At 68.7% G+C, this 22,791-nt stretch carries 23 protein-coding genes; 11 read left to right on the top strand and 12 right to left on the bottom strand.

The genetic code is table 11. The features are described from left to right. Positions 1-1,724 (top strand): bifunctional aconitate hydratase 2/2-methylisocitrate dehydratase (locus AC1DY5_RS09055; RefSeq protein WP_478110954.1); only part of this gene is annotated, 1,724 nt, incomplete at its 5' end. A 72-nt stretch (positions 1,725-1,796) separates the two neighbouring features. On the opposite strand, the gene AC1DY5_RS09050 is transcribed toward AC1DY5_RS09055, so the two are convergent. Beyond that, positions 1,797-2,627 carry a helix-turn-helix domain-containing protein gene (locus AC1DY5_RS09050; RefSeq protein ID WP_478110956.1) on the bottom strand — a complete coding sequence of 277 codons (831 nt, stop codon included), beginning with the start codon at positions 2,625-2,627 and terminating at the stop codon, positions 1,797-1,799. A 122-nt stretch (positions 2,628-2,749) separates the two neighbouring features. Here AC1DY5_RS09050 and AC1DY5_RS09045 point away from each other — a divergent pair, with 122 nt between their 5' ends. The 6 genes from AC1DY5_RS09045 to AC1DY5_RS09020 all read left to right on the top strand — a co-directional run bounded on the left by AC1DY5_RS09045 (position 2,750) and on the right by AC1DY5_RS09020 (position 9,902). Then, positions 2,750-3,166, top strand: coding sequence for a hypothetical protein (locus AC1DY5_RS09045; protein ID WP_478110953.1), 417 nt, complete (start codon positions 2,750-2,752; stop codon positions 3,164-3,166). Positions 3,167-3,260: 94 nt separating this feature from the next. Further along, positions 3,261-6,128, top strand: coding sequence for an aconitate hydratase (locus AC1DY5_RS09040; protein WP_478110952.1), 2,868 nt, complete (start codon positions 3,261-3,263; stop codon positions 6,126-6,128). Between the two features lie 136 nt (positions 6,129-6,264). After that, the gene (locus tag AC1DY5_RS09035; RefSeq protein WP_478110955.1) at positions 6,265-6,546 is read left to right on the top strand and encodes a FeoA family protein; all 282 of its coding nucleotides are present in this window, start codon (positions 6,265-6,267) and stop codon (positions 6,544-6,546) included. Next, entirely contained in the window at positions 6,539-8,437 is a 1,899-nt protein-coding gene (feoB, locus tag AC1DY5_RS09030; RefSeq protein WP_478110951.1) for a ferrous iron transporter B, read from the top strand. Before AC1DY5_RS09035 ends, feoB begins: the two co-directional genes overlap by 8 nt. Before the next feature lies 1 nt (position 8,438). Then, positions 8,439-8,717: a DUF6587 family protein gene (locus tag AC1DY5_RS09025; RefSeq protein ID WP_478110950.1), complete on the top strand. Its 279-nt coding sequence runs from the start codon at positions 8,439-8,441 to the stop codon at positions 8,715-8,717. A 9-nt stretch (positions 8,718-8,726) separates the two neighbouring features. Next, complete coding sequence (locus tag AC1DY5_RS09020) at positions 8,727-9,902, top strand: FAD-dependent monooxygenase (protein ID WP_478110949.1); 1,176 nt, start codon at positions 8,727-8,729, stop codon at positions 9,900-9,902. Here the strand turns inward: AC1DY5_RS09020 and AC1DY5_RS09015 are convergent. From AC1DY5_RS09015 to AC1DY5_RS08990, 6 genes are all read right to left on the bottom strand, one after another. After that, a complete protein-coding gene (locus AC1DY5_RS09015; protein WP_478110948.1) occupies positions 9,899-11,149 on the bottom strand; it encodes an SMI1/KNR4 family protein in 1,251 nt (416 codons plus the stop codon). The two genes, AC1DY5_RS09020 and AC1DY5_RS09015, sit on opposite strands and share 4 nt — an antisense overlap. A gap of 53 nt (positions 11,150-11,202) precedes the next feature. Beyond that, positions 11,203-12,039: a tryptophan 2,3-dioxygenase gene (gene kynA, locus AC1DY5_RS09010; RefSeq protein ID WP_478110947.1), complete on the bottom strand. Its 837-nt coding sequence runs from the start codon at positions 12,037-12,039 to the stop codon at positions 11,203-11,205. Positions 12,040-12,051: 12 nt separating this feature from the next. Beyond that, the gene (gene kynU / locus AC1DY5_RS09005) at positions 12,052-13,350 is read right to left on the bottom strand and encodes a kynureninase (protein ID WP_478110946.1); all 1,299 of its coding nucleotides are present in this window, start codon (positions 13,348-13,350) and stop codon (positions 12,052-12,054) included. Continuing rightward, positions 13,347-13,991, bottom strand: coding sequence for an arylformamidase (kynB, locus tag AC1DY5_RS09000; RefSeq protein ID WP_478110945.1), 645 nt, complete (start codon positions 13,989-13,991; stop codon positions 13,347-13,349). The genes kynU and kynB overlap by 4 nt, the downstream gene beginning before the upstream one ends. Before the next feature lie 76 nt (positions 13,992-14,067). Beyond that, positions 14,068-14,997 (bottom strand): ornithine carbamoyltransferase, encoded by a 930-nt coding sequence (argF, locus tag AC1DY5_RS08995; protein WP_478110944.1) that lies wholly within the window; start codon positions 14,995-14,997, stop codon positions 14,068-14,070. After that, complete coding sequence (locus AC1DY5_RS08990) at positions 14,994-16,199, bottom strand: acetylornithine/succinylornithine family transaminase (protein ID WP_478110943.1); 1,206 nt, start codon at positions 16,197-16,199, stop codon at positions 14,994-14,996. Before AC1DY5_RS08990 ends, argF begins: the two co-directional genes overlap by 4 nt. Before the next feature lie 161 nt (positions 16,200-16,360). Here AC1DY5_RS08990 and AC1DY5_RS08985 point away from each other — a divergent pair, with 161 nt between their 5' ends. Next, positions 16,361-16,696 (top strand): DUF3579 domain-containing protein, encoded by a 336-nt coding sequence (locus AC1DY5_RS08985; protein WP_478110942.1) that lies wholly within the window; start codon positions 16,361-16,363, stop codon positions 16,694-16,696. A gap of 123 nt (positions 16,697-16,819) precedes the next feature. Here the strand turns inward: AC1DY5_RS08985 and rpsT are convergent, their stop codons facing one another. Then, positions 16,820-17,137, bottom strand: a complete 318-nt coding sequence (rpsT, locus tag AC1DY5_RS08980) for a 30S ribosomal protein S20 (protein WP_286368432.1) — start codon at positions 17,135-17,137, stop codon at positions 16,820-16,822. A gap of 118 nt (positions 17,138-17,255) precedes the next feature. Between rpsT and murJ the strand changes: the two genes are divergently transcribed. From murJ to AC1DY5_RS08965, 3 genes are read left to right on the top strand one after another with little or no spacing between them, the layout of a single operon-like run. Continuing rightward, the gene (gene murJ / locus AC1DY5_RS08975) at positions 17,256-18,821 is read left to right on the top strand and encodes a murein biosynthesis integral membrane protein MurJ (protein WP_478110940.1); all 1,566 of its coding nucleotides are present in this window, start codon (positions 17,256-17,258) and stop codon (positions 18,819-18,821) included. A 48-nt stretch (positions 18,822-18,869) separates the two neighbouring features. Beyond that, positions 18,870-19,721 (top strand): SirB1 family protein, encoded by an 852-nt coding sequence (locus tag AC1DY5_RS08970; RefSeq protein WP_478110938.1) that lies wholly within the window; start codon positions 18,870-18,872, stop codon positions 19,719-19,721. Beyond that, positions 19,721-20,140, top strand: a complete 420-nt coding sequence (locus AC1DY5_RS08965) for a bleomycin resistance protein (RefSeq protein ID WP_478110936.1) — start codon at positions 19,721-19,723, stop codon at positions 20,138-20,140. Before AC1DY5_RS08970 ends, AC1DY5_RS08965 begins: the two co-directional genes overlap by 1 nt. On the opposite strand, the gene AC1DY5_RS08960 is transcribed toward AC1DY5_RS08965, so the two are convergent. The 4 genes from AC1DY5_RS08960 to AC1DY5_RS08945 form a co-directional block, all read right to left on the bottom strand. Continuing rightward, complete coding sequence (locus AC1DY5_RS08960; RefSeq protein ID WP_478110934.1) at positions 20,131-21,114, bottom strand: GlxA family transcriptional regulator; 984 nt, start codon at positions 21,112-21,114, stop codon at positions 20,131-20,133. The two genes, AC1DY5_RS08965 and AC1DY5_RS08960, sit on opposite strands and share 10 nt — an antisense overlap. Then, on the bottom strand, positions 21,099-21,710 hold the full coding sequence (locus tag AC1DY5_RS08955; RefSeq protein ID WP_478110932.1) for a DJ-1/PfpI family protein: 612 nt from the start codon (positions 21,708-21,710) through the stop codon (positions 21,099-21,101). The genes AC1DY5_RS08960 and AC1DY5_RS08955 overlap by 16 nt, the downstream gene beginning before the upstream one ends. A 5-nt stretch (positions 21,711-21,715) precedes the next feature. Then, on the bottom strand, positions 21,716-22,285 hold the full coding sequence (locus tag AC1DY5_RS08950) for an isochorismatase family protein (protein ID WP_478110930.1): 570 nt from the start codon (positions 22,283-22,285) through the stop codon (positions 21,716-21,718). A gap of 112 nt (positions 22,286-22,397) precedes the next feature. Then, on the bottom strand, positions 22,398-22,791 hold a 394-nt coding region (locus AC1DY5_RS08945), incomplete at its 5' end, for an AI-2E family transporter (protein ID WP_478110928.1).

Raw genomic sequence — 22,791 nt, 5'->3', positions numbered from 1 at the left:
ACTCCGGCGCGCTGCCGATCGAACTCGACGTCAGCCAGATGAACATGGGCGACGTGGTCGAGCTGCGTCCCTACGAAGGCAAGGCGCTCAAGGACGGCAAGGTGATCGCCGAATTCAAGGTCAAGAGCGACGTGCTGTTCGACGAGGTGCGTGCCGGCGGCCGTATTCCGCTGATCATCGGCCGCGGCCTCACGGCCAAGGCGCGCGAAGCGCTGGGCCTGCCGGCCTCGACGCTGTTCCGCCTGCCGGTCAGCCCGGTCGACACCAAGAAGGGCTACTCGCTGGCCCAGAAGATGGTCGGCCGCGCCTGCGGCCTGCCGGAAGGACAGGGCGTTCGCCCCGGCACCTACTGCGAGCCGAAGATGACCTCGGTCGGCAGCCAGGACACCACCGGCCCGATGACCCGCGACGAGCTGAAAGACCTGGCTTGCCTCGGCTTCAGCGCCGACCTCGTGATGCAGTCCTTCTGCCACACGGCGGCCTACCCGAAGAAGGTCGACGTCAAGATGCATCACGAGCTGCCGGACTTCATGGCCACCCGCGGCGGCGTCTCGCTGCGTCCGGGCGACGGCGTGATCCACAGCTGGCTCAACCGCCTGCTGACGCCCGACACGGTCGGCACCGGCGGCGACAGCCACACCCGCTTCCCGATCGGCATCAGCTTCCCGGCCGGCTCCGGCCTGGTGGCCTTCGCGGCCGCCACCGGCGTGATGCCGCTCGACATGCCCGAATCGGTGCTGGTGCGCTTCAAGGGCAAGATGCAGCCCGGCGTGACCCTGCGCGACCTGGTCAACGCGATTCCGCTCTACGCCATAAAGCAGGGCCTGCTGACGGTCGAGAAGAAGGGCAAGAAGAACGTCTTCTCGGGCCGCATCCTCGAGATCGAGGGGCTGCCCGACCTCAAGGTCGAACAGGCTTTCGAGCTCAGCGACGCCTCGGCCGAGCRCTCGGCCGCCGGCTGCACGGTGCACCTGAACAAGGAGCCGATCATCGAGTACATCAACAGCAATATCACGCTGATGCGTTGGATGATCTCCGAGGGCTATGCCGACGGCCGCACGCTGGCGCGCCGCATCGCCGCGCAGGAAGCCTGGCTCAAGGATCCGCAGCTGCTCAAGGGCGACGCCGACGCCGAGTACGCCGCCTTGATCGAGATCGACCTGGCCGACATCCACGAGCCGATCGTGGCCTGCCCGAACGATCCCGACGACGTCAAGACGCTGTCGGACGTGGCCGGCGCGGCCATCGACGAAGTGTTCATCGGTTCCTGCATGACCAACATCGGGCACTTCCGCGCGGCGTCCAAGCTGCTCGAGGGCAAGCGCGACATCCCGGTCAAGCTGTGGATCGCACCGCCGACCAAGATGGATGCGCAGCAGCTCACCGAAGAAGGCCACTACGGTGTCTTCGGCAATGCCGGTGCGCGCACCGAGATGCCGGGCTGCTCGCTGTGCATGGGCAACCAGGCGCAGGTTCGCGAAGGCGCGACCGTGATGTCGACCAGCACGCGCAACTTCCCGAACCGTCTCGGCAAGAACACCAACGTGTACCTCGGCAGCGCCGAGCTGGCCGCGATCTGCTCGCGCCTGGGCCGGATCCCGACGAAGGAGGAGTACATGACCAACGTCGGCGTGATCGACGCCTCCAGCGAACAGATCTACCAGTACCTCAACTTCGACAAGATCGACGAGTACAGGGACGTGGCCGACAAGGTCGCTGCCTGATCTCCCCGTCGCCTTCGACCCCCAGAGCCCTGCCCGCGCGGGGCTTTTTTCATGGCAGCGGGCGCAGGCGCTTCAGCGACCGGCCAGGGCGCGCAGTGCGTTCGCTGTCTGCGCATCGGCCGGAAAGAAGGATTCGACCGCGAGCTCCTGCAGGGTGACGTCGACCGGCGTGCCGAAGATCGTCGTCGTGCTGATGAAGCTCAGCACGCCCTGGGGCGTCACGAGCTGGAAGGGCACGACCACGTGCGAGAGCTCGCCGCCGGCGCCGGGGGCGTCGTGGCTCACCTGCGGCAGCGGGTAGGCGGCGAGCTCGTCGTGCAGGGCCGACAGCCCGGCGTCGCCGGTGGCGGCGATCTGCTGCTGCAGCCGTTCGAGCAGGTGGTTCCGCCACTGGGCCAGGTTGGCGATCCGGGGCGCCAGCCCTTCCGGATGCAGGCTGAGCCGGAGCACGTTGACCGGTCCTTCGAGCAACTGCGGCGCCGCGCCAGCCATCAGCATCGGCACCATCGCGTTGTGCGCCACCAGGTTCCAGTGGCGGTCGACCGCCAGCGCAGGGAAAGGCTCGTGGCCCTTGAGCACCAGGTCGACCGCGCGGCGCGCCGCGGCCATGGCCGGATCGTCCAGCGAGCGCTCGCGGTACATCGGCGCGTAGCCGGCCGCCACCAGCAGGGCGTTGCGCTCGCGCAGAGGCACCTCGAGCCGTTCGGCCAGGCGCAGCACCATCTCGCGGCTCGGTTCGGCGCGGCCGGTTTCGACGTAGCTCAGGTGGCGGGTGGACACCTGCGCTTCGTTGGCCAAGTCGAGCTGGCTGAGGCGGCGATGCTGGCGCCAGTGGCGGAGGTGGGCGCCGAACGGGTCGGCCGCGGTCGGTGCTGAGGCGCGAAGGGAGTTCATGGCCGCCATCCTAGTGAAACGGCGCAGGAAGGCCATGACCTCCGGGGTCATCGACCGGTTGCCGCGGCGCCGGGATCATCGATCCCAACGCGGCAGGAAGGGCCCGCCGCGCAGAACTGAAGGAGTCCACCATGTCCGTCTTCGCTTCCCCTCGTTTCCTGTCCCGTGTGATGGGCGCCGATGCCGTCTCCTGCGCAATCAACGGGGCGCTGCAGCTGCTTTTCACCGCCGCCCTGGCCCGCCTGACCGGGTTGCCGGCGCCGCTGCTGCTGGCTACCGGGGTCTTCCTGCTGGCGTATGCAGGTGCCGCGGCGTGGATGGCCGCCCGCGCGCTGCCGCCGCGCCGGTGGATCGGCCTGGTGGTGGTCGGCAACTTCGCGTGGGCCGCGGCCTGCGTCGGACTGCTGGCCGTCGCGGGCGCTTCGGTCAACGCATGGGGCTGGGCCTGGGTGCTGGCCCAGGCGCTGGTCGTGCTGGTGCTTGCCGAACTGCAGTGGATGGGCCTGCGGCACACCCGGGCGACCGGGCCGGGCCCGCTGCCAGCCTGAGCCCGAAGCGCGTGCGGGCGTGCGCTTCGACTGCAGCTGAGGTCATCGAACCCTGCTATCTTTGGAGAGCTTCCACGAACCAAGGAGTTTCTTCATGGCCAAAGCACCGGCTCACGCCTTCGCCTCTACGCTCAAGACCTTCAAGACCACATCGGGCAAGGCCGGCAAATACTGGTCGCTGAAGGAACTCGCGAAGCAGTATCCCAACGTCGACAAGCTGCCGGTCTCGATCCGCATCGTGCTCGAATCGGTGCTGCGCAACTGCGACGGCCAGAAAGTCACGGCCGAGCACGTCGAGCAGCTGGCCAATTGGGCGCCCAATGCCGAGCGGACCGAGGAGGTGCCTTTCGTCGTCACGCGGGTGGTGCTGCAGGACTTCACGGGCGTGCCGCTGCTGGCCGACCTGGCGGCGATGCGCAGCGTCGCGCAGTCGCTCGGCAAGTCGCCCAAGACCATCGAGCCGCTGGTGCCGGTCGACCTGGTGGTCGACCATTCGGTGATGGTCGACCACTACGGCACGCCGAAGGCGCTCGACCTCAACATGAAGCTCGAGTTCCAGCGCAACAACGAGCGCTACCAATTCATGAAATGGGGCATGCAGGCGTTCGACACCTTCGGCGTCGTGCCGCCGGGCTTCGGCATCGTGCACCAGGTCAACCTCGAGTATTTCGCCCGCGGCGTCTACAAGAGCCCGAACGACAAGGGCGACCCGCCGGTCTACTACCCCGACTCGCTGGTCGGCACCGACAGCCACACGACGATGATCAACGGCATCGGCGTGGTCGGCTGGGGTGTCGGCGGCATCGAGGCCGAGGCCGCGATGCTGGGCCAGCCGGTGTACATGCTGACGCCCGACGTGGTCGGCTTCGAACTCACCGGCACGCTGCGCGAAGGCGTCACCGCCACCGACCTGGTGCTCTACGTGACCGCCATCCTGCGCGGCGAGAAGGTGGTCGGCAAGTTCGTCGAATTCTTCGGCCCCGGTGCCGCCTCGATCGCGGTGCCCGACCGCGCCACTATCGGCAACATGGCGCCCGAATATGGCGCCACGATGGGCTTCTTCCCGGTCGACGAGATGACCGTGGCCTACTTCAAGGGCACGGGCCGCACCGACGCCGAGGTCGAGCGCTTCGAGGCCTATTACAAGGCGCAGGGGCTGTTCGGCATGCCGGCCCCGGGCGAACTCGCCTACACCAAGATCGTCAAGCTCGACCTCGGCACCGTGTCGCCCAGCCTGGCCGGCCCGAAGCGTCCGCAGGACCGCATCGACCTCGGCCACCTGGCGACCAAGTTCTCCGAGCTCTACAGCAAGCCCAACGAGGCCAACGGCTTCAACCAGCCGGCCGACACGCTGACGCTGCGCTACCCGCTGACGCACGCTGGCCGCGGCGGCGAGAAGGAGGCCGCCGCGCCGCCGCCCGGCGCACCGCGCGCAGAGGTCGAGATGGTTGCCAACCGCTCGACCAAGGCCGCGGCCCACGTGGCAGCCAGCGCGCCAACCGCCCCCAAGGGCGAGGTGACGATCGGCAACGGCGATGTGCTGATCGCCGCCATCACCTCCTGCACCAACACCTCGAACCCGAGCGTGATGCTGGCCGCCGGCCTGCTGGCCAAGAAGGCGGTCGAGGCCGGCCTCACGGTCAAGCCGCACGTCAAGACCTCGCTGGCGCCGGGGTCGCGCATCGTGACCGAGTACCTCGAGAAGGCCGGCCTCTTGCCCTACCTCGAGAAGCTGGGCTTCTACCTGGCCGGCTACGGCTGCACCACCTGCATCGGCAATTCAGGCGACCTGACGCCCGAGATCAACGAGGTCATCACCAAGAACAACCTGATCGGCGCCGCGGTGCTGTCGGGCAACCGCAATTTCGAGGCCCGCATCCATCCCAACCTGAAGGCGAACTTCCTGGCTTCGCCGCCGCTGGTGGTGGCCTTCGCGATCGCCGGCAACGTGATGGTCGACCTCATGACCCAGCCGGTGGGCAAGGGCAAGAAGGGGCAGGACGTCTACCTGGGCGACATCTGGCCGAGCCCCAAGGAGATAGACGAGAACCTGCGCTTCGCGATGAACGCCAAGGCCTTCCGCCAGAACTACGAGCAGATCAAGGACAAGCCGGGCAAGCTCTGGAGCAGCATCAAGGGCACCAAGGGGCAGGTCTATGACTGGCCCAAGTCGACCTACATCGCCGAGCCTCCATTCTTCGAGGGCTTCAAGATGAAGCCGCACGCCACCGATGCCGGTTTCACTGGGGCGCGCATCATGGCGCTGTTCGGCGACTCGATCACCACCGACCACATCTCGCCGGCCGGCTCGATCAAGGAAAGCTCGCCGGCGGGCATCTGGCTCAAGGCGCACGGCGTCTCGAAGGCCGACTTCAACAGCTACGGCTCGCGCCGCGGCAACCACGACGTGATGATGCGCGGCACCTTCGCCAACGTGCGCATCAAGAACCTCATGATCCCGGCCGGCCCCGACGGCTCGCGCGAGGAGGGCGGTCTGACGCTGTTCCAGCCGGGCAACGAGAAGATGTTCATCTACGACGCCGCCATGAAGTACATCGAGCAAGGCGTGCCGACGGTGATCTTCGGCGGCGAGGAGTACGGCACCGGCTCATCGCGCGACTGGGCCGCCAAGGGCACGCAGCTGCTGGGCATCAAGGCCGTCGTGGCGCGCAGCTTCGAGCGCATCCACCGCGCCAACCTGGTCGGGATGGGCGTGCTGCCGCTGCAGTTCCGCGGCGCCGATTCATGGGAGAGCCTGGGCCTGACGGGCGGCGAGAAGATCGACGTCGTGATCGGCGGCGAACTGAAGCCGCAGATGGACGTCAAGATCGTGGTCCATCGCCCGGACGGCACGCACCAGGAGGTCACGGTGCGGCTGCGCATCGACACGCCGATCGAGGTCGATTACTACAAGCACGGGGGGATCCTGCCTTTCGTGCTGCGCCAGTTGCTTGCCGCCTGACCAGCGACTGACCCCGGGGCGGTTCTGCACAGGGACCGCTCCATCCTGAGGGATTCTTGTGCCAGATCACCCCAAAACCCGGAGTTTTCGAGAATAATTCTCATTTTGAGTTTTCTGGATTCCGCGGGTGACCACAATGAACGGCGCGGCCTCGGCCGCCATCAGCCTCGATCAGCTTCCCAATCACCAGTGGGCCACGGTGCTCGACGTGCTTCGGCCCGAGGAGGGCGAAGGCCGGGAACTGGTGTTGCGCTTGACCGAGATCGGCTTCGTGCCGGGCGAGGCCGTGCGCATCGTCGCCACCGGCCTGCCGGGCCGGGAGCCGCTGGCGGTTCGGCTCGGCCACACCACCTTCGCGCTGCGTCGGCATGAGGCCTCGCTGATCCGCGTGACCCCGGGGGCGGTCGGCCATGGTTGAAGCGACCCTCCAATTCCAGCTCGGCGCCGCCGTCTCGACCAGCCCACCGGAGCGCATCGCGCTGCTCGGCAATCCCAACTGCGGCAAGACTGCGCTGTTCAACCTGCTCACGGGGAGCCGCCAGAAGGTCGCCAACTACGCGGGCGTGACGGTCGAGCGCAAGGAAGGGATCCTTCGAACGCCTGCCGGCCGGCGCGTCTTCGTGCTCGACCTGCCGGGTGCCTACAGCCTCAATGCGCTCTCAGCCGACGAGGCCGTGACGCGCGACGTGGTCACCGGCAAGAGCCGGGAGGCACTGCCCGATCTGCTGGTGTGCGTGACCGACGCCACCAACCTGCGCCTCAACCTGCGACTGGTGCTGGAGGCCAAGCGCCTCGGCCTGCCGATGGTGGTGGCGCTCAACATGACCGACATGGCGAAGAAGCAGGGCATCGCGGTCGATAGCGCCGCCTTGTCGCGCGAACTCGGCGTGCCGGTGATCGAGACCATCGGCGTTCACAGCGGCGGCGCCCAGGGCCTGCTCGAGGCGCTCGACGCCCCGGTGGCCGCCGTCCTGCCGCAGCCCTGGCATGCGCCCGACCTCGACCAGGTGCTCGACACCCAGCGCGAGGTGCGCCGCATCCTGGGCCTGGCCGTGCGCGAGCCGGTCGGCAGCCTGGCCGCCAGCGATCGCATCGACCGCGTGGTGATGCATCCGGTGTGGGGCATGCTGGTGCTGGCGGTCACGATGTTCCTGATGTTTCAGGCCGTATTCAGCTGGGCCGCGGTGCCGATGGACGCGATCAAGGACGCCACCGCCGCCTTCGGCGAACTGATCAAGCACGTCCTGCCCGAGGGCATGCTGCAGAGCCTGCTGGTGGACGGCATCATCGCGGGGGTCGGCGGCGTCATCGTGTTCCTGCCGCAGATCCTGATCCTGTTCCTGTTCATCCTCGCTCTGGAGGATTCGGGCTACCTGCCGCGCGCCGCCTTCCTGCTCGACCGCGTGATGGGCACCGTCGGACTCTCGGGCCGGTCGTTCATCCCGCTGCTGTCGAGCTTCGCCTGCGCCATTCCGGGCGTCATGGCCACCCGCACCATCAGCAACTGGCGCGACCGCATCACGACCATCATGATCGCGCCGCTGATGACCTGTTCGGCGCGGCTGCCGGTCTATGCGCTGCTGATCGCGGCCTTCATCCCGGCGCGCACGGTGGCCGGGGTGTTCAACCTCCAGGGCGTGGTGCTGTTCGCGCTGTATGTCTTCGGCATCGTCTCGGCGATGGCCGTGGCCTGGGTCATGAAGCGCTTCCGCGACAGCCAGCAGCGCTCGCCGCTGCTGATGGAGTTGCCGGCCTACCGCTGGCCCAACCTGCGTAACCTCGCGCTGGGTCTTTACGAGCGGGCCTGGATTTTCATCCAGCGCGTGGGCACGATCATCCTGACCCTGACCATCCTGCTGTGGTTCCTGTCGACCTTCCCGGCGCCGCCCGAGGGCGCCACCGGCCCGGCGATCCAGTACAGCCTGGCGGGCATCATCGGCCGCGGCCTCGAGCAGGTCTTCGCGCCGATCGGCTTCAACTGGCAGATCTCCATCGCGCTGGTGCCGGGCATGGCGGCACGCGAGGTGGCGGTGGGTGCGCTGGGCACTGTGTATGCGCTGTCCGCCACCGGTGACGACGTCGCCGGCCAGCTCGCACCGCTGATCGCCGGCAGCTGGTCGCTCGCCACCGCCTTGTCGCTGCTGGTCTGGTATGTTTTCGCGCCGCAGTGCATCTCGACCTTGGCCGCCGTCAAACGCGAAACCGGCGCCTGGCGCTATGTTTGGATCATGGCTGGCTACTTGTTCGCGCTCGCCTACATGGCGTGCTGGATCACCTACCGGGTGGCCCTGGCACTCACAGGAGGATGAGATGACCCAACACATCGTCGTTGCACTGATCGTTGCCCTGGCGGCGGTCTACACCGTCTGGCGCTGGATACCCGGTAGCTGGCGCCGCGCGGCGGCCGGCCGGCTGGCCGCCGGATCGCAACGCGCGGGCCTGGTCGATGCCGAACGCGCCCGGCAGCTCGCGGCGTCGCTCGGCAAGGTGTCGGGCTGCGGTGCCTGCGACAGCTGCGGCAGCTGCGGCACGGGCGACAGCGCCAAGGCCGACGCGCACGACAAGTCTTCCGCCAAGCCCGCGCGCTGAGTGCGCTCGATGTCGGCACACATCCTGATCGCAGGCGGCGGTATCGCGGGCCTGGCGAGTGCACTGGCGCTGGCCCGGCGCCGCCACCGCGTCGAGCTGCTCGAGCAGGCCGTGGCCTTTGGCGAGGTGGGTGCCGGCATCCAGCTGGGACCCAACGTGACGCGCAGGCTGCAGTCGCTGGGCGTCTGGGAGGCGCTGGTGCGGATCGCGGCGAGGCCCGACGCTCTGGTGGTGCGCAGCGCCACCGACGACCGCGAGATGGCCCGCCTGCCGCTCGGCAACGCGATGCTGCACAGCTACGCTTCGCCCTATTTCTGCGTCCATCGCGCCGACCTGCACGCGCTGCTGCTGGCGGCGGTGCGTGGCACCGGGGCGGTCACCCTGACGACCGCGGCGAGGGTCACCGGCGTGGTCGCGCGCGACCATGCGGTCTGCGTGTCGAGCACCGAGAGCCGCGCCTGGGAGGGCGATGCGCTGGTCGGCGCCGATGGGCTCTGGAGCACAGTGCGGCCGTACCTGCTTCAGGATTCGCCTGCGCGCGCCACCGGCCACACGGCCTGGCGCGCGCTGGTCGACCAGTCGGCCCTGCCGGCGTCGCTGCGCAGCACGCAGGTCACGGTCTGGCTCGGGCCGCGGCTGCATGCGGTGGCCTATCCGGTGCGCCGTGGCGATGCACTCAACGTGGTGGTGCTGGCCGAGTCGGCACCGGCCGGCGATGCGCGCGACTGGGACCAGGCCTCCAGCCTGGCGGCGCTGCAGGCCGCCACGGGCCGTACCGGCGCCGGCCTGCAGGCGCTGCTGGAGGCGGTGCCGGGCTGGCGCGCCTGGACCCTCAACGACCGGCCACCGCTCACCGCTGCGTCGCAGATGGCCGGCGAGCGCATCGCACTGGCCGGCGACGCCGCGCATCCGATGCTCCCGTATCTTGCGCAAGGGGCGGGCATGGCGATCGAGGATGCCGTGGCGCTGGCGGAGGCGCTCGACGGCGGCGACGCGGCGGCCGTTCCGGCGGCGTTCGCGCGCTACGCCGAAGCGCGCTGGCAGCGCAATGCCGAGGTCCAGGCCCGGGCCCGTCGCAACGGCGAGATCTTCCATGCCACCGGGCTGCTGCGGGTGGGCCGCGATGCAGCCCTGCGCCTGCTGGGTGCGCGCCTGCTCGACGTCCCCTGGCTCTATGAAGGCTAAAGTTCGAAGCTCTGCAGGTGGTCGACGCGCTTGGTGAGGCCGGCCGGCCCGAGGTAGTGCGTGAGCCTGCCCGCATGCACCTCGACCAGCGCGGCTTCGAGCTCGGCGAGCATGCCGACCCGGGCCGCTGCGTAGGCGCTGGCCAGGTCGTCGTGGGACTGCGCATAGGCGTCGGCGATCAGCCGCGCGGCGGCCGGCGCACCACAGGCCACGCATTCGGCGATGGCGGTGGCGCTGGGCGTGGCGCCGCGCTCCAGCAATAGGCCGATCAGTTCGGGCGAGACCGCGCTGTCGATGGCGTCGAGCGCGTCGCGCGCTACGGGTGCGCCGGCGCGCACCAGGGCTTCCGCCGCGTGATGGGCACCATGGCTCAGGGCCAGGTCGGTGGCGATCGCGCTGCCCAGCAGCGGGCCGTCGAGCGCCACCTCGGCGGCTGCGAGCTTCTGCACCAGCACGGGGTCGTCGGTCGCGATCGCATGGCGCAGGGCGACTCGCGCCAGCGGCGCGACCTGGCCCAGCGTACCGGCGGCGAGCGGTGTGCGCCAGTCGACCATGGCGCTGCGATAGAAGGCGATCAGCCGGTCCATCGTTTCGAGCGGCAGTCCGTGTTCCTGATGGCGCTGGTCGAGGTACTCGAGCAGCGTCTGGCCGGTGAAGTAGTCGTCCGCCGGCGCCAGCGGGTCGTCGTCGAGCTGCAGCGCCTCGAAGGCCGCGGACAGATCGTGGGCCACGGTGGTCATGCCATCCTCGTGCATTTCGTGCGGCCAGGGCGCCGGCAAGCCCTGCTTCCAGGCCAGCACGTGGCCGTAGTCGGGGCCGGGCTCGACCACGGCGTAGACGCGGTCGCTGTCCTCGAAGCCGCCGAAGGGCAGCAGCGTCAGCTTGCCGTCCCAGGGCTCGCCGCTGTCCGCGGCGGCCTGCTGCGCACCCTCGCGCTCGTGGTCGATCCACCCTTGCAGGTCGCGCGGGCCGTCGCTGCCGTTCCAGAACAATTCGTTCCAGACCACCGTCTCCTCGTTGCCGTTCATGTGGAGGTGGAGGTCGTAGTCGATGCGGCCGCCGGCGCTCAGGCGCCACAGCGCCAGCAGCTCCGGCGGCAGCGGCCCGGCGCACAGCGCCTGGACCGCCGCGATCTGCGCCTCGGTCATCGGCGGCTGGGCGTCGAAGATCACGCGCCGCGCGAACAGCACGATGCCATGCGAGCGCAGCTGCGCGAGTTCCTCATCGCCGAAGTAGTCGTTGTCCATCCTCGTCTCCTCGTTGTTGTGATGCGAAGCCGGCCGGCGCGGGCTGGGGCTGCCTAGAGATCGGTTCGCAACTTCCAGATTTCAGGGAACAGCACCACGTCGAGCATCTTGCGCAGATAGCTTACGCCGCCGGTGCCGCCGGTGCCACGCTTGAAGCCGATCACGCGCTCGACCGTGGTCACGTGGCGAAAGCGCCAGAGGCGGAAGGCGTCCTCGAGGTCGGTGAGTTCCTCGCCGAGCTGGTAGAGCTCCCAGTACTTCTTCGGCTCGCGGTAGGCGACCAGCCAGGCCTGCTCGACGCCGTCGCTCGATTCGTAGGGCTTCGACCAGTCGCGCTCGAGGTGGTCGGCCGGAACGTCGAGGCCGCGGCGCGCCAGCAGGCGCAGCGCTTCGTCATAGAGCGAGGGCGCACGCCAGGCGGCTTCGACCTCGGCCAGCAGCTCGGGGCGATGCGCGTGGGGCTTCAGCATGGCGGCGTTCTTGTTGCCGAGCGCGAATTCGATGCAGCGGTACTGCCAGCTCTGGAAGCCGCTGGAGGCGCCGAGGTAGGGCCGCATGGCGCTGTATTCGGGCGGCGTCATGGTCGCCAGCACGTCCCAGGCGTGCACCAGCTGCTCCATGATCCGCGAGACCCGCGCCAGCATCTTGAAGGCGCTGGACAGGTCGTCTTCGGCGATGGCGCGGATCGCGGCGCGCAGCTCGTGCAGCATCAGCTTCATCCAGAGCTCGCTGGTCTGGTGCTGCACGATGAAAAGCATCTCGTCGTGCGCCGGCGAGCGCGGATGCTGCGCGCTCAGTATCTGGTCGAGGCTCAGGTAGTCGCTGTAGCTCATCGAGGCGCTGAAGTCGAGCTGCGCCTTCTCTTCGTGGACGATCTGTTCGGTGCTCATGAAAATTGTTCCTCAGGTGACCGCGAGCTTCTGGTTGAACTCGGGCCGTTTCCATTCCTCGCGCTCGAGCACTTGCACCAGGTGCTCGACCGCGTTCCATACGTCCTCGAAGCCGAGGTAGAGCGGCGTGAAGCCGAAGCGCAGGATGTCCGGCATCTGCGCGTCGCCGGCGCGGAAGTCGCCGATCACGCCGCGGGCGATCAGCGCCTGCACGATCGCGTAGGCGCCCGCGCCGCCGTCGCGGAGGGCCAGGCAGACCTGCGAGCCGCGTTGTGCATGCGCGCGCGGCGTCACCAGCGTGAAGCGGCCGGCGCAGCGCTGCTCGACCAGCGCGATGAAGGCGTCGGTCAGGGCCAGCGACTTGCGGCGCAGGGCCGCCATCGGGCCCCGTTCGCCGTCGATGGCCTCGGCGGCCAGCACGGTGTCGATCCCGCACTCGAGGCCGGCCAGCGCGATGATCGGCTGCGTGCCGCAGAGGTAGCGCGCCACGCCGGGTGCCGGACGGTAGTGCGGCGTGAATTCGAACGGCGCCGCGTGGCCCCACCAGCCCGAGAGCGGCTGCGCGAACTGGCCGGCGTGGCGCGTGTGCACCCAGACGAAGGCCGGCGCGCCGGGTCCGCCGTTGAGGTACTTGTAGCCGCAGCCGATCGCGAAGTCGGCCTCGTTGTCGTTGAGTGCGACCGGCACCGCGCCGGCACTGTGCGCGAGGTCCCAGACCGTCAGCGCGCCGGCCGCGTGGGCGGCGGCGGTGAGGGCCTTCATGTCGTGCATCGCGCCGGTGCGGTAGTTGACGTGGGTCAGCATCAGCACGGCGACCTCGTCGGTCAGGGCCGCCGGCAGCTCGCCGGCGTCGATCAGCTTCAGCGCGAAGCCGCGCTCCCGGCAGATCGACTCGGCGATGTAGAGGTCGGTCGGGAAGTTGCTGCGCTCGCTGAGCACGACGCGGCGCTTCGGGCTGGCGTCGGGCGTCGCCAGCAGCACCTGGCTCAGGGCCGCGAACAGCACCTTGTAGAGATTGATCGAGGTGCTGTCGGTGCAGACGACCTCGCCCGGTGCGGCGCCGATCAGCCGCGCGACCTTGTCGCCCAGCCGCTGCGGCAGGTCGAACCAGCCGGCGCTGTTCCAGGAGCGGATCAGGCCGTCGCCCCATTCCTTCGCGACCACCTCGGCAATGCGGCCCGGCGCGGATTTCGGCAGCACGCCGAGCGAATTGCCGTCGAGATAGATCACCCCATCGGGCAGGTGGAACTGGTCGCTGAGCGCGGCCAGCGGATCTTGCGCGTCGAGGCGCTTGCAGTCGTCGAGGGTCATGGGATTCCTGGGTGGAGTTCGCGCAGCACGGCGCGCACGGGGGAGGCATCGGCACTGACCAGCTTGAGCGGCAGGGCGATGAGTTCGTAGTCGCCCTCCGGCACCTCGTCGAGCACCAGGTTCTCGAGCACCCGCAGGTCGAGCCGGCGGATCACCTGGTGGCTGTCGAGGGTCTTGCTGTCGGCCGGGTCGATGCTGGCGGTGTCGATGCCGACCAGCTTGACGCCGAGGGCGGCGAGGCGCTCGATGGTGGCGGGCGCGTAGGCGGCGAGGTCGCCGTCCCAGTGCTCGACGGGCGCCCGCCGGTAGGTGCGCACCAGCACGCGCGGCGGCGGGTCGGCCAGCGCATGTGCGATGTGCTCCCACTCGATCAGGGGGCCACGTTCGATCGCGTGGATGACGCGACAGCGGCCGAGAAAGGGTGCGAGGTCGACCGCGCCGATGGTGGCGCCCGCAGGGTCGTAGTGCAGCGGTGCATCGGCGTGCGCGCCGACGTGCGGCGACAGGCTGATCTCGCTGACATTGACCGGGCAGCCGGGCGAAATCGTCGCCGCCCAGCGCTGCCGGTAGGGCGTGTCGCCCGGGAAGACCGGCGCGCCTTCATGCACCGGCGGCGAGATATCCCAGAGTCGTGAAGTCATGGCGCAAAGTTAGCGCCATGCGGGAGACCGTGGTGTCGGTAATTTCCAACAGCCCGGAAACAAGGATGCAGCCTGTTCAGCCGAGGCGGCCCAGCAAGAGGAACTCCATCAGCGCTTTCTGCACGTGCATCCGGTTCTCGGCCTCGTCCCAGACCACCGACTGCGGGCCGTCGATGACGTCGGCCTCGACCTCCTCGCCGCGGTGCGCCGGCAGGCAGTGCATGAAGAGGGCGTCGGGCTGGGCCACCCGCATCATCTCGGTGTCGACGCACCAGTCGGCGAAGGCCGCGCGGCGGGTTTCGTTCTCGGCCTCGTAGCCCATGCTGGTCCAGACGTCGGTGGTCACCAGGTCGGCGCCCCGGCAGGCTTCCATCGGATCCTTGTAGACCTGGTAGCTGGCGTTCGAGCGCAGTCCGGCGACCGACTGGTCGACCTCGTAGCCGCTCGGCGTGCTGACATGCACCTTGAAGCCCAGGATCTCGCTGGCCTGCAGCCAGGTGTTGGCCATGTTGTTGCCGTCGCCGACCCAGGCGACCGTCGTGCCTGCAATCGAGCCTCGGTGCTCGATGAAGGTGAAGATGTCGGCCAGGATCTGGCAGGGGTGGAACTCGTTGGTCAGGCCGTTGATGACGGGCACCCGCGAATGAGCCGCGAAGGCCTCGATCTTGGTCTGCTCGAAGGTGCGGATCATCACCAGGTCGACCATCCGGCTGATCACCTTGGCGCTGTCCTCGATCGGCTCGGCGCGGCCCAGCTGGCTGTCGCCGGTGGTCAGGTGCACCACGCTGCCGCCGAGCTGGTACATGCCGGCCTCGAAGCTCACGCGCGTGCGCGTGGAGGCCTTCTCGAAGATCATCGCCAGCGTGCGGTCGACCAGCGGCTGGTGCTTCTCGTAGGCCTTGAACTTCTTCTTGATCAGCGCCGCGCGCGCGAACAGGTGGGTGTATTCGTCGGCCGTGAAGTCCGAGAACTGCAGATAGTGCCGAAGGGCTGGCTTGTCGCTCATTTCTGAGGCTCCTCGAGGAAGGCTTTCACCAGCGGCGCCAGGATCGCCACGATCTCGTCGGCTTCGGCGACGCTTAGGATCAGCGGCGGCACCAGGCGGATCACGCTGTCGGCGGTCACGCTGAGAAGCAGGCCGGCCTCGCAGGCGCGGTTCAGGATCACGCCGCAGGGACGGTCGAGCTCGATGCCCAGCATCAGGCCCTGGCCGCGGATCTCCTTCACGCCGGCCAGACCGCCGAGCTCGCGCTCCAGCGCCGCCTTGAGGTGCCCGCCCACGTTGGCCGCGTTCTCGAGCAGCTTCTGCTCTTCCATGATCCGGATCGTCTCGATGCCGGCGCGCATCGCCAGCGGGTTGCCGCCGAAGGTGGTGCCGTGGTTGCCGGGGCCGAAGATGTGGGCAGCGCGCGGGCCGGCGACGACCGCACCGACCGGCACGCCCGAGCCCAGGCCCTTGGCCAGCGGCATCACGTCGGGCAAGATGTCCGCCCACTGGTGCGCGAACCACTTGCCGGTGCGGCCCATGCCGCATTGCACCTCGTCGATCATCATGAGCCAGTCGCGCTGGTCGCAGAGTTCGCGCACCTGGCGCAGGTATTCCCAGCGCATGGGGTTGATCCCGCCTTCGCCCTGGATGGTCTCGAAGAACACCGCGACCACGTTCGGATTGCCCTCGGTGGCCTTCTTGAGCGCGGCGAGGTCGTTCAGCGGCACGCGGATGAAGCCCTCGACCAGCGGACCGAAGCCCTGCTGCACCTTGGGATTGCCGGTGGCCGACAGCGTGGCGATGCTGCGGCCGTGGAAGGCGGCTTCGTAGACCACGATCTCGGGCCGCTCGATGCCCTTGTCATGGCCGAACTTGCGCGCCAGCTTGAGCGCGGCCTCGTTGGCCTCCAGACCGGTGCTGCAGAAAAACGCGTTGGTCAGGCCCGACAGCTCGCACAGCTTGGCCGCCAGCTGTTCCTGGCCCGGCACGTGGTAGTAGTTGGAGCTGTGGATCAGCTTGGCGATCTGGTCCTGTAGCGCCGGCACCAGTTCGGGGTGGTTGTGGCCCAGCGTGTTGACGGCGATGCCGCCGAGGCCGTCCAGGTAGGCGCGGCCGTTGGTGTCCCAGACTCGGCAACCCTGGCCGTGCGACAGCGCGATCGGCAGGCGACCGTAGGTGTTCATGACGTGGGGCGACGAGGGGGCGGCAGTGGCGCTCATGCGGATCTCCGGAAAAGGGAACGCGGATTCTAGGCGTCCGCTTCGTGCGCATCGGTGAGGATTGCGCATCACACCAATGCCCCCAGGCATGTCGCCCGGGGGACCCCCGGCTAGAATCTTGTGCAGCGCAGCATCAGCTCGCGCTTTTCTCTCGCCAACAGATGGTCTCTCCAAACGCCAAAGAAATCTTCATCCAGGGCATCACCCAGGATGGCCGGACATTTCGTCCCAGCGACTGGGCGGAGCGCCTGGCCGGCGTGATGTGCTCGTTCCGCCCGGGCGGACCGCAGCCCGGCAGCCACCTGAATTACTCTCCCTGGTGCGTGCCGACCGTCATCAATGGCATCAAATGCGTGGTGGTCAACCGGGAACTGCGTGATGCCGAGCCGATGGCCTGGGACTTCTGCGTCAACTTCGCCCGCGACAACGGCCTGCAGGTGGCCGAGGCCTGCCTGGTGCCCGATGTGCCGGAGAACGCCAAGTCCGGTGCCTTATAGCGCCAGGCCCCTCGTCCGTTCGCCCATGAAAAAACCGCCCGAAGGCGGTTTTTCACTTTGCTGCAGCGCACCCCGATCAAACGGCGGACTGGCGAACCAATCCGGGCTGTTTGCCTGAAAGCGTCAGGCGGCGACTGCCTTTTCAGGGGCGAGGGCCAGGGCCTTGACCTTGGCCGACAGGCGGCTCTTGTCGCGGGCGGCCTTGTTCTTGTGGAAGATGCCCTTGTCGGCGACCGTGTCGACGATGCTCTGGGCCTTCGCGAAGGCTTCCGTCGCCTTGGTCTTGTCGCCGGCCAGCACGGCCTTCTCAACATTCTTCACGGCCGTGCGGTACTTGGAGCGCAGCGAGGTGTTCGCGGCATTGAGTTTGACGTCCTGGCGGACGCGTTTACGGCCCGACGCGAGGCGCGGGTTCTTCTTCTTGGGCTTGGCGGATGCCATATTCAGTGTTCCTTGTGTGTCTGGGGATGATGCAGCAAAGCCCTCCATTATAGGCGAGAAGCGCCAAGCGCCCCGACCCACCAAAAAGAGCACCTGCGGACGCCTACACTTCTGCCCCGTGTCCCTGTTCAAATCCGCCTCCACCGTCTCGCTGCTGACGCTCGCCTCCCGGGTGACCGGCCTTGTCCGCGACGTCCTCATGACCTCGGTGTTCGGCGTCAGCGCGATGACCGACGCCTTCTACGTCGCCTTCCGCATCCCGAATCTGTTCCGGCGCGTCTTCGGCGAGGGCGCCTTCAGCCAGGCCTTCGTGCCCGTGCTGGCGGCCTCCAAGACCGAGCACGGCGATGCCGGCGCCAAGGCGCTGGTCGACCATGTGGCGACGCTGCTGACCTGGACCCTGGTGGTGGTCTGCACGCTGGGCGTCGTCGGGGCGCCGCTGATGGTCTGGGCCATGGCCAGCGGCCTCCAGCAGAATCCCCAGGGCTTCGACGCCGCGGTGGTGATGACGCGCTGGATGTTCCCCTATATCGGCTTCATGTCGTTGGTGGCACTGGCCGGCGGCATCCTCAACACCTGGCGCAAGTTCGCGGTGCCGGCGGCCTCGCCGGTGCTGCTGAACCTGGCGCTGATCGCCGCGATCGTGCTCGGCGCGCCGCTGTTCCGGCGCTTGGGGCTGGAGCCGATCTACGCCCAGTGCGTGGGCGTGATGGTGGGCGGCATGCTGCAACTGGCGATCCAGATTCCGGCCCTGCGCGGGCTTGGCATGCTGCCGCGCGTCGGCGCCAGCTTCGGCGCGCTGCGGGACGCCTGGACCGACCCGACCACGCGCCGCGTGATGCGGCTGATGCTGCCGGCGCTGATCGGCGTCAGCGTGGCGCAGATCTCGCTGCTGATCAACACCCAGATCGCCTCCCACCTGGTGACCGGCAGCGTCAGCTGGATCACCAACGCCGACCGGCTGATGGAATTTCCGACCGCCATGCTGGGCGTGGCGCTCGGCGTGGTGCTGATGCCGCAACTGGCCAGCGCCCGCGCGGCCAGGGATGATGCGCGCTACTCCGCGATGCTTGACTGGGGCCTGCGCCTGGTGGTGCTGCTGTCGGTGCCGTGCGCGCTGGCGCTGCTGGTCTTTGCCCGGCCGCTGGTGGCGGTGCTGTTCCACAACGGCGCTTTCACCGCGCTGCACGTGCAGCGCACCAGCCTGGCGCTGATGGGCTATGGCGTCGGCTTGGTCGGGCTGGTGGCGATCAAGGTGCTGGCGCCCGGCTACTATGCCAAGCAGGACACCCGCACGCCGATGCTGATCGCGGTCGGGGTGCTGGTGCTGACCCAGGTGCTCAATGTCTTCCTGGTGCCGCTGCTGCAGCATGCGGCGCTGACCCTCACGATCAGCATCGGCGCGCTGGTCAATGCGCTGTGGCTGCTGGTCGGGCTGATCCGCCGCGGCAGCTACCAGCCGGCGCCGGGCTGGGGCCGCTTCGTGCTCCAGGTGCTGGTCGCCTCCGCGGTGCTCGGCGTGCTGCTGGTCTGGGGCGATCGCCATTTCGACTGGATCGGCTTGCAGGCCCAGCGCCTGCTTCGCATCGGCCTGCTGGCGGCCCTGGTGGCCGGTGGCGCGCTACTCTATTTCGCGGTGCTGGCGATGACCGGCCTGAAGCTTCGCAGCTTCGTGCGCCGCTGATCCGCCGGGGTGCCTTGACGGTCCCCGTCCGCTCCTCTACAAAGCCACATGACGTTCAGCTTCACGACGCCCACCGCTCTCGAATACTTCGAATCGCTGGTCAAGAGCGACGAGCAGTTTCCGCTGCTCGAGGCGGCCGCCAGCCTGGCGCAGGACGAGTATCCCGAGCTCGACGTCCAGCAGGTGCTGGGCGACGTCGACCAGCTGCTGGCGCGGCTCAAGCGCCGGCTGCCGGCCGACGCGGCCCCGCTGCACCGGCTGCGCTCGCTGAACCAGTTCTTCTTTCACGACCTGAGCTTCGGCGGCAACGTCAACGACTACTACGACCCCGACAACAGCTATCTCAACGCGGTGCTGCGCACCCGGCGCGGCATCCCGATCTCGCTCGCGGTGCTGTGGATGGAGCTGGCCCAGGGCTTGGGGCTGCAGGCGCGCGGGGTCGGGTTTCCGGGCCATTTCATGCTCAAGGTGACGCTGCCGAAGGGGCAGGTGGTGATCGATCCCTTCACCGGAAAATCGCTTTCGCGCGAGGAGCTCAGCGAGCGGCTCGAGCCCTACAAGCGCAGCAATGGCCTGGTCGGCGACTTCGACGTCCCGCTGGGCCTCTATCTGCAGCCGGCGACGCCGCGCGAGATCATAGGTCGGATGCTGCGCAACCTGAAGGAGATCCATCAGGCGCAGGAAGACTGGCAGCGTGCGATTGCGGTGCAGGACCGGCTAGTCGCGCTGCTGCCCGAAGCCTGGGGCGAGCACCGCGACCGTGGGCTGGCGCATGCCGAGCAGGGCAATGCCGTGCTCGCGGTGCGCGATCTCGAGACCTACCTCGCGCACGCCGAGGACGCACTCGACCTCGATGCCATCGCCGAGCGCGTCGCGGCGCTGCGCCGGGCGGAATTCTGATGGAGCCGGTGAAGGCGCCGTTGGCCGACCTTGGAACGCGGCACCAGTTCCACGGCGTCCAGCCGGTGCTGCCGGTGGCCGATGCGGCGCGGGCCGCGCGCTATTTCTGCGATGTGTTGGGCTTCGAACTCGACTTCATCGCCGGCGAGCCGCCGAGCTATGCGCGGGTCAAGAAGGGCGACCGCACCTATGGCGATCCTGTGTACCTGCGGCTTTGGCAATGCGGGCGGCGCGAGGCCAACCCGTGGCGCGGCGAAATCGTGATCCATGTCGGGCAGGACATCGACGGCCTGCATGCGGCCTATGTCAAGCGCGGCGTCGATGTGGTCGAGCCGCCGATCTCCCAGCCTTGGGGCCTGCGCGAGTTCGCGATCAAGGAGCCCGACGGGCACGTGCTGCGTTTTTGCGGCTATCTCTGACCCTCCGACGGCGAGCCGGCCAATCCGAACTGGCGCCAGGCGCGGCGCAGCTGGGTGTCGGAGCCGAAACCTGATAATTCTGCCGCGCGCGTGACGTTGGCGCCCGATTGCAATGCCAACTGCGCCGTGGCGAGCCGCAGCCGGCGCAGGTAGGCCAGCGGCGCCACGCCGGCGTGTTCGTCGAACAGGCGCGTCAGGTGTCGCGGTGAGGTGCGGGCGACCTCGGCCATGCGCGGCACGGTCCAGTCGGCCTGCGGCTCCTCGCTGACCGCGTCCTGCACCCGGTGCAGCGCCGCGTGCAGGTGGTTGCGGTAGGCCAGGAAGGGCGACAGCTCGGGATCCTGGGGGCCGCGCCGCATCGCGACGACCATGGTCTGCGCCACCCGCGCCGCCAGGGTTTCGCCGCAGGCCTGGCCGATGCGGTGCAGCATCAGGTCGATGCCGGTGGTCACGCCGGCGCTGCTATAGAGAGGCGAGTCGAGCACGAAGACCCGGTTGGCGACGACGTCGCAGCGCGGCTCGACCGCTTGCAGTTCGTGCAGGTGATGGTGGTGCGTGGTGGCGCGCCGGCCGGCGAGCAGGCCGGCGTGGGCCGCGAGCAGCGTGCCGGCGCACACGGTGACCAGCTCCAGCCGGCCGGCGTCGAGCCGCAGGCCGCGCAGCCAGTGCAGCAGGGCCCGCGCTGGCGCGTTGTCGACGTCGATGGTGGCACCCGGGAGGCCGACCAGCACCACCCATGTCGGGACCGTCCAGTCCGATGGCAGGGGCTCGAGCCCCGCCAGCCGGACGCCGACCGAGCTGGCCACATCCGGCTCCGGGCTCGCGAACACCAGGTCGAAGCGCGGCGTCAGCCCGGCCGCCACCCGCAGCTGGTTGGCGATGCGCAGCGCCTCCGCCGGACCGGCCCAGTCGAGCACCAGGCTTTGCGGCAGCAGCGCGAAGACCACCCGGATGGGAACTAGACCCTTGTCCACATGACGTCCATCTGCCGCGCGGTGCGCAGCGCCAGCGCTTCGCCGGCCAGCCGAGCCACGAGGTGCAGGCTCATGTCAATTCCGGCCGTGATGCCGGCCGATGTGACGACACGGCCCTGGTCGACCCAGCGCACGCCTTCCCGGACGTCGAGCGTCGGGAAGCGGCGGCGCAGGTCGTCGATGTCTTCCCAGTGGGTAGTCACGGATTCCCGGCCCTGCAGCACGCTGCTGGCCRCCAGCAGGAAGGCGCCGGTGCAGACCGAGGCGGTGATGCGGGCTGTGCGGCTGGCGCCGGCGATCCAGTCCCGCGTTGCGCTGCAGGCCATGGCCGCATCGACCACGCCGCCCGGCACGATCAGCAGGTCGACCGCGGACGCGTCTTCGAAGCTGCGGTCCRGCAGCACCTGGAGGCCGGCCCGCATGCGCACCGGCGCCCTGCTGCGGGCGACGCAATGGACCTCGAAAGGCGGTGGTGCGCCGGCCGCATCGCGCTGGTGCATGCGGACCGCGGTCGTGAAGACCTCGTAGGGGCCCGCGAGGTCCAGCGCCTCGACCTCGTCAAAGGCGAGGATCGCGACCCGCAGCGTTTCGGTCATTGCGTTCACCGGCGCGATTCCGCAAGCCGCTCGAGTGCCTGGCCGACGCCGCAGACGGTGGCGAAGCGGCCGTCGAGCACCGTCGCGGTGTGCGCCTGGATGTCCGCCGCCGACAGCGGCAGGCCGTCGGGCTGCGCCATGTCGAAGGTCAGGGTGGCCTCGGTCACGTAGTCGACCTGCCAGCCGAGGTCGGAGGCATGGCGCGCGGTGGTCTCGCAGCATTGCTCGGTGCGAATGCCGCTGACCACCAGCCGCTCGATGTGGTTCTGGGTCAGCCAGACGTCGAGGCCGGTGCCGACCAGGGCACTGTGGCGGCGCTTGGTGAAGGTGGCGGCTGCTTCGAACGGCGCCAGGCCTTCCAGCAGCCGCACGTGGCCGGACTCGACCGCGAAGGCATTGCTCGCGACCGCGGGCCCATCGCTGTGGAAGATCCGGACGATCGGGGCGCCGGCGGCCGCGAAGCCCTCGATCAGCCCGTTCTGCGCCGCCAGGTAGGCCGGCAGGCCGCGTTCGTCGAAATAGGGGCGGTGGCGGAACGACTCCTGGACGTCGATCACTATCAGACAGCTGGCCATGGGCGGCATCTCCGGGTTGGAAGTGGATGATGATCCCAATTTTCCTGGGCTGCTGTCGGTCCGTCCGTGCCGCCGCGGACCGGAATCGATCACTTTCGGACATCGAACGAGGCTAAACCAGCGCCGCCGCCTTCAGTTCCTTCTTGAGATACGCATAGAACAGCGGCGCTGCCACCAGCCCGGCCGGCCCGAACACCGCCTCGGCGATGAACATCACGGCGAGCAGTTCCCAGACCGACATCTGCGTGCGGCTGCCGACCACCTTGGCGTTGATCAGGTACTCGGCCTTGTGGATCAGGATCAGGAAGGCCAGGCAGACCAGCGCGGTGAGCGGCGACACCGACAGCCCGACCAGCGTGATGACCGTGTTGCAGATGAGGTTGCCGACGATCGGCACCAGCCCGGCGACGAAAGTGAGAGTGATCAGGGCCGGCGTGTAGGGCAGTTCCATGTGCCACGTCGGCAGCAGGAACAGCAGGAAGAGGGCGGTCAGGAAGGTGTTGAAT

The organism is Variovorax sp. P4_D9, from assembly GCF_056401695.1.
The sequence above is the reverse complement of the archived record's forward strand: the minus strand, read 5'-3'. Positions and strand labels throughout refer to the sequence as shown.

Coding starts and splice junctions, on each gene's coding strand:
- AC1DY5_RS09050 (WP_478110956.1), bottom strand. CDS start 2,627: ATGGCGGCCATGAACTCCCTTCGCGCCTCAGCACCGACCGCGGCCGAC.
- AC1DY5_RS09045 (WP_478110953.1), top strand. CDS start 2,750: ATGTCCGTCTTCGCTTCCCCTCGTTTCCTGTCCCGTGTGATGGGCGCC.
- AC1DY5_RS09040 (WP_478110952.1), top strand. CDS start 3,261: ATGGCCAAAGCACCGGCTCACGCCTTCGCCTCTACGCTCAAGACCTTC.
- AC1DY5_RS09035 (WP_478110955.1), top strand. CDS start 6,265: ATGAACGGCGCGGCCTCGGCCGCCATCAGCCTCGATCAGCTTCCCAAT.
- feoB (WP_478110951.1), top strand. CDS start 6,539: ATGGTTGAAGCGACCCTCCAATTCCAGCTCGGCGCCGCCGTCTCGACC.
- AC1DY5_RS09025 (WP_478110950.1), top strand. CDS start 8,439: ATGACCCAACACATCGTCGTTGCACTGATCGTTGCCCTGGCGGCGGTC.
- AC1DY5_RS09020 (WP_478110949.1), top strand. CDS start 8,727: ATGTCGGCACACATCCTGATCGCAGGCGGCGGTATCGCGGGCCTGGCG.
- AC1DY5_RS09015 (WP_478110948.1), bottom strand. CDS start 11,149: ATGGACAACGACTACTTCGGCGATGAGGAACTCGCGCAGCTGCGCTCG.
- kynA (WP_478110947.1), bottom strand. CDS start 12,039: ATGAGCACCGAACAGATCGTCCACGAAGAGAAGGCGCAGCTCGACTTC.
- kynU (WP_478110946.1), bottom strand. CDS start 13,350: ATGACCCTCGACGACTGCAAGCGCCTCGACGCGCAAGATCCGCTGGCC.
- kynB (WP_478110945.1), bottom strand. CDS start 13,991: ATGACTTCACGACTCTGGGATATCTCGCCGCCGGTGCATGAAGGCGCG.
- argF (WP_478110944.1), bottom strand. CDS start 14,997: ATGAGCGACAAGCCAGCCCTTCGGCACTATCTGCAGTTCTCGGACTTC.
- AC1DY5_RS08990 (WP_478110943.1), bottom strand. CDS start 16,199: ATGAGCGCCACTGCCGCCCCCTCGTCGCCCCACGTCATGAACACCTAC.
- AC1DY5_RS08985 (WP_478110942.1), top strand. CDS start 16,361: ATGGTCTCTCCAAACGCCAAAGAAATCTTCATCCAGGGCATCACCCAG.
- rpsT (WP_286368432.1), bottom strand. CDS start 17,137: ATGGCATCCGCCAAGCCCAAGAAGAAGAACCCGCGCCTCGCGTCGGGC.
- AC1DY5_RS08970 (WP_478110938.1), top strand. CDS start 18,870: ATGACGTTCAGCTTCACGACGCCCACCGCTCTCGAATACTTCGAATCG.
- AC1DY5_RS08965 (WP_478110936.1), top strand. CDS start 19,721: ATGGAGCCGGTGAAGGCGCCGTTGGCCGACCTTGGAACGCGGCACCAG.
- AC1DY5_RS08950 (WP_478110930.1), bottom strand. CDS start 22,285: ATGGCCAGCTGTCTGATAGTGATCGACGTCCAGGAGTCGTTCCGCCAC.